This window comes from Thermogemmatispora carboxidivorans, from assembly GCF_000702505.1.
Taxonomy (GTDB): Bacteria; Chloroflexota; Ktedonobacteria; order Ktedonobacterales; family Ktedonobacteraceae; genus Thermogemmatispora; species Thermogemmatispora carboxidivorans.
Window position 1 is genome coordinate 5,601,330 of the sequence record NZ_JNIM01000001.1, and the last position, 6,630, is coordinate 5,607,959.

Sequence of the window (6,630 nt, forward strand, 5' to 3'; positions counted from 1 at the left end):
CTGTGCGCTTTATACTCATTTTACCTCATCGAAGAGCGGTTCGTCTAGCACGGCGCGCTGTTCTACAGAAAAAAACGCTCGCCGCCCGACTCTTTGGCCCTCGCTCTTCCCGGCGCCGGCCCTGATCGTGTTGCCTGGCTCTTATTATAGCTCAGGTCTCAAGAGAAATCAAACATTTGTTCTAGTTCCTCCGCCGCTGTGGCTGGGAGCGCCGGCCTCGGCGTCGGAGCAGCAAGAGGGTGCCCAGGGCCAGGAGCGCGCTGCCGGTCAGGGCCAGGGCGTTGCCCAGGCGGCGTCTGGCCGCGGGGAGTGGTGGGGCAAAGATGGCTGCTCGCTCGGGGTAGGGTCCCAGCCGTGCATTGGCTGGCAGGCGCAGGGCGAGCTGCAGGACTTCGGCCAGATGCAGGGCGCGGCGCGGTGTGGTCTGGGCGATCTGCTCGCGGCAGCTAAAGCCATCGGCGACGATCAAGGTTTCCGGGCGGGCGGCGCGCACGGTCGGCAGCAGCAGGCGCTCGCCGACCTGCCGGGAGAGCGCGGCGTGTTGGGCTTCGAAGCCAAAGGCTCCGGCCATGCCGCAGCAGCCGGCGTCGGGAACCTGCACTTGCAGGCCGAGTTTGCTCAGCAGGGTGCGTTCGGCTGTAACGTTCATGAGTGCGCGCTGGTGGCAGTGGGGCTGGAGCAGGACCTGACCTTCCAGGCGCGGCCAGCGGTAGTCTTGGGCCTGCTGCTCGAGAAATTCACTGAGCAGAAGGACGCGCTCTTTGAGCTGCTGCGCCTCTGGTCGCTCGGGGAAGAGGTTGGGCAGCTCGTCGCGGAAGACAGAGACACAGCCCGGCTCTAGTCCAACGATGGGGATGCCCTGCGCAAGGTAGGGGCGAAGTACGGCCTGGATCTGCTCTAGCTGCCGTTTGGCGGTGGCGAGCATGCCGTAGTCATAGAGTGGGCGCCCGCAGCAGAGGGCAGCGGGCGGTAGCTCGACCTGGAAGCCGAGGGTTTCGAGGACCTCGACGGCGGCCCGTGCCGTTTCGGGATGGAAGTAGTTGTTGAAGGTGTCGGCCCAGAGCAGGACCCGCGGGCGCTGGCTCTGATCCGTCGGGCGCGGGCGACTCTGGAACCAGCGGCGGAAGCTGAGCGGGGCCAGGCGCGGCAGGCGCCGCTCAGGAGCAATGCCGCCCACCCGCTTGAGTAGCTGTCTCAGCAGTGGCGCCTGCGTCAGGAGATTCACCAGTTCGGGGGCGCGTGTTCCCAGGGCGGCCCAGCGGTGAATAAGGCCGAAGAGATAGGCGCTGCGCGGTCGCAGGCGGCCTGCATAATAGTGGGCCAGGAATTCGGCCTTGTAGGTGGCCAGGTCGACATTGACGGGGCATTCGCTTTTGCAGCCCTTGCAGGCCAGGCAGAGATCGAGGGCCTGATGCACCTCTTCGGAGCGCCAGCCGCCGCGCAAGGGGTCGCCGTAGAGCATCTCGAAGAGCAGATGGGCGCGCCCGCGGGTGGAGTGGGCTTCTTCGCGCGTGACCATGTAGCTTGGGCACATCAGGCCGCCGTCAGTGCGGCGACATTTGCCGACGCCGACGCAGCGCATGACGGCATGGGCAAAGTTGCCGTGGTCGGCGGGGAAGCGAAAGTAGGTGGCGGCGGGACGCGGTAGCGGCAACGCGTGGCGCAGGTCCTGGTCGAGTCGGTAGGGGTTGACGACCTTGCCAGGATTCATGCGTCCGGCAGGGTCCCAGATGGCCTTGAACTCGCGGAAGGCCTCTAGTAGTTCTGGCCCAAACATTTTGGGCAGCAATTCGGCCCGAGCCTGGCCGTCGCCGTGTTCCCCGGAGAGTGAGCCGCCGTAGCGCACGACGAGATCGGCGGCCTCTTCCATGAAGGCCCGAAACTGGCGAATGCCTTCCTGGCTCTCCAGGTCGAAGCTGGCACGCATGTGGACGCAGCCTTCACCGCAGTGGCCATAAAAGTTGGCCTGGTAGCCGTAGCGGTCGAGGAGGGCACGCAGCTCGCGCAGATAGGCGCCGAGACGGCTCGGGTGAACGGCGGAATCTTCCCAGCCTTCCCATTTGAGCGGTTGGCCAGGGACGAAGGTGGAGGCGCCAAGGGCCGATTCGCGCACTTCCCACAAGGCCCGCGCTTCGTCCTGGCTGCGGCAGAGGCGCATCTGCGGCGGGTTGCTCCCTCGCTGCAGGTGGGCCATCAGGGCACGCGCCTGCTCTTCGGCCTCTGCGCGGGTTTGTCCACCGAATTCGAGCAGCAGCCAGCCACCTCCTGGGGGCAGCAGGCGCAGGTGTTCAAGGTTGAGACCCTTGCGACGGCTGTCGGAGACGAGGCCCTCGTCGAGACCTTCGAGGGCGATGGGGCGAAATTCAAGCAGAATGGGCACTTCGTCGCAGGCGCGGAAGAAGTCGGGATAGCCGAGGACGAGCAGGACCCGCTCGGGGGGACTGGGCACCAGGCGTACAGTGGCTTCTAGCACGGTGACGCAGGTGCTTTCGCTGCCGACGAGGGCGCGGGCGACGTGAAAGCCGTTTTCCGGCAGCAGTTGATCGAGGTTGTAGCCGGAGACCCGGCGCGGGATGGCCGGGTAGCGCTGGCGGATGAGGTCGGCGTAGCGATCGCGCAGGGCTTTGAGACGAGCGTATATCTCGCCGCGGCGTCCCCCGGCGGCGATGATCTGGGCCAGTTCTTCCTCGCTGGTGGGACCGACGCGCAGGCGTAGGCCGTCGTAGGTGACGATTTCCAGCTCTTCGATGTTGTCAACGGTTTTGCCGCCCATCAGTGAGTGGGTGCCGCAGGAGTTGTTGCCGATCATGCCGCCCAGGGTGCAGCGGTTGTGCGTTGAGGGGTCGGGGCAAAGGTCAGGTGATGTTGCTCGGCGGCCCGGCGCAGGTCGTCCAGTACTACCCCCGGCTCAACACGTGCCAGACGCCGTTTGGGGTCGAGGCTGAGAATATGCTGCATGTGGCGCGAGAGGTCGAGTACGACGGCTACGTTGCAGGTCTGGCCAGCGGTGCTCGTGCCGCCGCCGCGCGCCAGGACGGGGACATCGTAGGCGCGGCAGACGGCGATGGCGGCGCTAACGTCGTCTCCATCGCGTGGCAGGATGACGCCTAGAGGCACCTGGCGGTAGTTTGAGGCGTCGGTCGAGTAGATGGCGCGGCTGCCGGCGTCAAAGCGCACTTCGCCACGTACCTGGGCGCGCAGGGCGCTTGTCAGCTCATTGAGCCTGCGCGAGTTAAGCGTGTCGTTCCTCGGCGATGGCCGCTGCTGAACATGCTCCACTGGTTGATCTTCCGTCCTTCCTGGTCCTGATGGTGCCGGGTCTGAATACGGGTCGAGGTCAGCAAGTGCGATTGCCGGCCCGGCCTGATTACGGCCCAGGCGCAGAATGTGTCAGAGCGCGGGCTGTTGCTCTCTCTTGGCTGCTGCGAGGGCGACGACAGGCACAGGTGGGGCGCTAGCTGCTGCCGGGCTATTCAGAGCAGACGCGCCAGCCGCTCCACGAAGAAGGTGGTGAAGCCTGTGACGTCGACCGCCGTGGCTGCCAGGACGTTGGCCGGCGGAGTCTCGGAACGGCGACGGAACCAGGCCACGGTGGCCCCCGAGGTTTGATGGCCGCTCAACTCGACGTCGACGTAGACTGGCTCCCAGCGGAGCAGCTCGGGATGGATGGCGGCGGCCAGTGCCAGCGGGTCGTGCAGGTGGAAGCGCTCGTAGCCAGCGCGCGGGGCGAAGTCCTCAAAGTAGTGAGCGAGCATGGCTGCAATGCTGCGCCCGATGCGGCTCTCGGGCCGGCATAATGGGGCGAACTGCGCATGAGTAAGCCCAACCTGCTGGGTGGTGTCGAGGCTGACGAGGCGCAGTGGCCAGCCGGCGTGGAAGACGATGTGGGCGGCCTCGGGGTCTGCGTAGATGTTGAACTCGGCGGCTGGGGTAACGTTGCCAGGGACGCGCAGGGCACCGCCCATGATGACAACTTCGCGCACCTGATGGGCAATCTCCGGGGCCAGTCTGACGGCCAGGGCCAGATTGGTCAACGGCCCTACGGCGACCAGGGTGATGGCACCTGGGGCAGCCTTGATGCGCTCTCTGAGGAAGGTGGCTGCAGGTTGCCCAACAGGGCCAGTGGTCGGCTCCGCTAGCTCGGCCCGCCCCAGACCATGTTGACCGTGGACCTCGGGGGCGTGAAGCGGCTCGCCCACCAGCGGACGCGCTGCGCCGGCTGCTACGGGGATGTCCTCGCGCCCGGCGAGGGCCAATAAGGCCAGCGCGTTGCGCGTGGTGTCCTCCAGCGGAACGTTGCCACTGACAGTGGTGACACCCTCCAGACTGACCTCGGGCGAGGCAAGGGCCAAGAGGAGGGCCAGGGCATCGTCGATGCCTGGATCGGTGTCGAGGATAAGGCGCAAAGGCTGCTTGCTTGACATGGATTCTCCCTTTTGTCTGGCCTGGCTGACTGGTTGGCCGGTTGGCTGTCTGCCCGACTGAGACCCTTCGCAAGAGCCTCTGCCGGGCCGGGTAAGTGCATGAGTGGCCTTGCTGTGTCTGTTCGCTCTCGCTCTGGTTCTTGTCTATCTCTCTGTAGAGAGCATATCCCTGACTGTGGGCCGCGGTCAAGGTCTTCGGCCTTCCGGCCAGGGCAGGATAGGCAGGCTTCTCAGGAAAAGCCTGACTTGAGCGGGTAAATGTATACTCATAGAGAGCGATCTATGCTAGAATACAGATAAGAGAGGTGTGACTCTTTTGGCTGGGAAAGAGTGGCCTCAGTTATCTTTCCTGATCCTGGTTAGGAAAGGTGTCTCGCCGGAGCAGGGCGATTGTGTTTCTCTACTCGGTTACGGAGAGTCAAGGGCTGTAGAAAGGAACTTGTATGCAGTCGTATCCTTCTCCTCCTCCTGATCAGACACCGCCTGGGGGTGGCTCTGTGCCACCCCCAGCGATGGGCCAGACGCCTCTACCTGGAAACTCGCCCTCGCTGCCTGGTTATGACCAGTGGGGGCGATCGGACCCGTATGCCACGACGGCTGGCTCTTCTGGCATTGTACCGGCTTCGCCGCTCACGCCACCGCCGCCGCCTGGGCCGGGGCAAACGTTCTGGCCAACAGTCCCGACAGCTGGGGGGCCACTGGTGCAGGTGCCTCCTTCGCCGTCGCAGGCTCCGCGCCGCAGCCTGACCTGGCTCTGGATTATTGCCCTCGTCGTGGTCTTTCTGGCGGGTCTGGGGCTGGGCGACGTCATTGGTACGCTGACTGCTGCTCCCAAGACGACCAGCACCGCTAATCGGTCGACTCCATCGACGACCTCGACGGCGCTCAGTAGCACTGATGCGACCGCGACCGCCGCCGCTGCTGCCAGTAGCAGTAGCACGACGGCGGAGTCTTCTCCGACGGCCACGCCGACCTCTTCGTCCTCATCTTCCACCACGAGTAGCAGCAGCAGCGTCCATCATAAGGTGGGTGAGACGGTCACTTTTAATAATGTCTGGCAGATCACCGTGAACTCGGTCCAGACCTCGCCGGGTCAGGGCTTCGATCAGCCCCAAGGCCGGTGATCAGTACCTGCTGCTCGACGTGACACTGGTCAATATCTCAGATAGTGAGCAGGAGGTGGCGGCAAGCTTTAACTTCACTCTGCGTGATACCGAGGGGCGCGAGATTGAGATGGCTTTTGTGGATTTTGCCAGCCGCCGCCGACCGGCAAGGTGGAGCCGCAGCAGAAGATTCGCGGGACCCTGCCCTATGAGGTTCCACAGAGTCAGCATGACTTTGTCCTCTCCTTCACGGATATTATGGAGAGTGGCCAGCTCTTCTGGGATATCCATGTTTGAGATCGCTGGCAGAGGGGTAGCAGCCTGGCTGATTGCCACCTGGTTGAGCTGATGCAGCGTCAGAACTGCCGTTGAGTCTGCTGCTCGTCTCCATAGCGGTAGGCCCCGGCGAAGTCCGGCGCTGCCTCTTTCTTTTTGCCGCTCCAGGCGGTGATGCGGATCTCATAAACGCTGGTGCGTTGCAGCTCGTCGTCGGTGACGGCCCGGTAGTCGCGCCCCGGCTCCAGGTGCGGAGCGTACTTTTTGAGCAGGGAGGTGGAGCGCATCCCTGGCTCGCTCTCGCTCCTGAATGATGGCCCCTTGCCCAAAGACGACGACGCTGGCGTATTCGACGCTGAAGCCCAGAGCGGTCCTGGCGGGCAGGAGTCTCCCCATTTCGTAGACAGTAAAGCAGACGCGCTCGCTGCCTTCAATGTTACTGCGCGTCCGCCCCTGAAGGCGGTATGTAGATAGATGGCGTGTGCGTCTTCGTCGTAGACGAAGAGGTGCTGTTGAGAAAGGGCTGTTCTCCCTCAACGGTGGCCCAGCACTCCTACGGGGGCGCGTTTGAGAAGGTGCGTATCCAGCCTTCGTCGTTGACGCTCGATCACGGCGGCGGGACGATGTGGCTCTAGCTGCTCAAGTGATTGCCCACGCTGGTGACTCCTTTCGCTCGCTTGGGTAGGCTGTCTGGGTTGCAGCATGCCCTCTGCTGAAGATGGTGACAAGAGCCAATGCTTTATTGCGCGATGCAGCCATTAATAGTGGCCCCTGGACTGGCACGAGGCACCTCTTCCTTGCCTCGCTGGCCTGCTGAGGAAGATGGG

Annotated in this window: 6 protein-coding genes and 2 pseudogenes; 3 read left to right on the plus strand and 5 right to left on the minus strand. The window is 64.1% G+C overall.

The genetic code is table 11. The features are described 5' to 3' along the window. Positions 1 to 181: 181 nt before the first annotated feature. The 3 genes and pseudogenes from N688_RS22095 to N688_RS22100 all read right to left on the minus strand — a co-directional run bounded on the left by N688_RS22095 (position 182) and on the right by N688_RS22100 (position 4,424). Positions 182 to 2,773, minus strand: a complete 2,592-nt coding sequence (locus N688_RS22095) for an FAD-binding and (Fe-S)-binding domain-containing protein (protein ID WP_420341026.1) — start codon at positions 2,771 to 2,773, stop codon at positions 182 to 184. After that, positions 2,762 to 3,279, minus strand: a pseudogene (locus tag N688_RS23430) (FAD-binding oxidoreductase); the annotation flags it as partial. The gene N688_RS22095 and the pseudogene N688_RS23430, both read right to left, overlap by 12 nt. 194 nt (positions 3,280 to 3,473) lie before the next feature. Further along, positions 3,474 to 4,424: a nucleoside hydrolase gene (locus tag N688_RS22100; RefSeq protein WP_052891302.1), complete on the minus strand. Its 951-nt coding sequence runs from the start codon at positions 4,422 to 4,424 to the stop codon at positions 3,474 to 3,476. A 443-nt stretch (positions 4,425 to 4,867) separates the two neighbouring features. Between N688_RS22100 and N688_RS22105 the strand changes: the two genes are divergently transcribed. Further along, positions 4,868 to 5,548, plus strand: a complete 681-nt coding sequence (locus tag N688_RS22105) for a hypothetical protein (protein WP_052891303.1) — start codon at positions 4,868 to 4,870, stop codon at positions 5,546 to 5,548. A gap of 19 nt (positions 5,549 to 5,567) precedes the next feature. Then, positions 5,568 to 5,876 (plus strand): hypothetical protein, encoded by a 309-nt coding sequence (locus N688_RS24095; RefSeq protein ID WP_162179611.1) that lies wholly within the window; start codon positions 5,568 to 5,570, stop codon positions 5,874 to 5,876. Between the two features lie 7 nt (positions 5,877 to 5,883). On the opposite strand, the gene N688_RS23695 is transcribed toward N688_RS24095, so the two are convergent. Both N688_RS23695 and N688_RS24100 read right to left on the minus strand, forming a co-directional pair. Then, a complete protein-coding gene (locus tag N688_RS23695) occupies positions 5,884 to 6,090 on the minus strand; it encodes a hypothetical protein (RefSeq protein ID WP_052891304.1) in 207 nt (68 codons plus the stop codon). A gap of 22 nt (positions 6,091 to 6,112) precedes the next feature. Continuing rightward, positions 6,113 to 6,199: pseudogene (locus N688_RS24100) on the minus strand (hypothetical protein); the annotation flags it as partial. A 116-nt stretch (positions 6,200 to 6,315) separates the two neighbouring features. On the opposite strand from N688_RS24100, the gene N688_RS23865 reads away from it, so the two are divergent. Then, positions 6,316 to 6,438, plus strand: a complete 123-nt coding sequence (locus tag N688_RS23865; RefSeq protein ID WP_272945052.1) for a hypothetical protein — start codon at positions 6,316 to 6,318, stop codon at positions 6,436 to 6,438. The last annotated feature ends 192 nt before the right edge of the window (positions 6,439 to 6,630 follow it).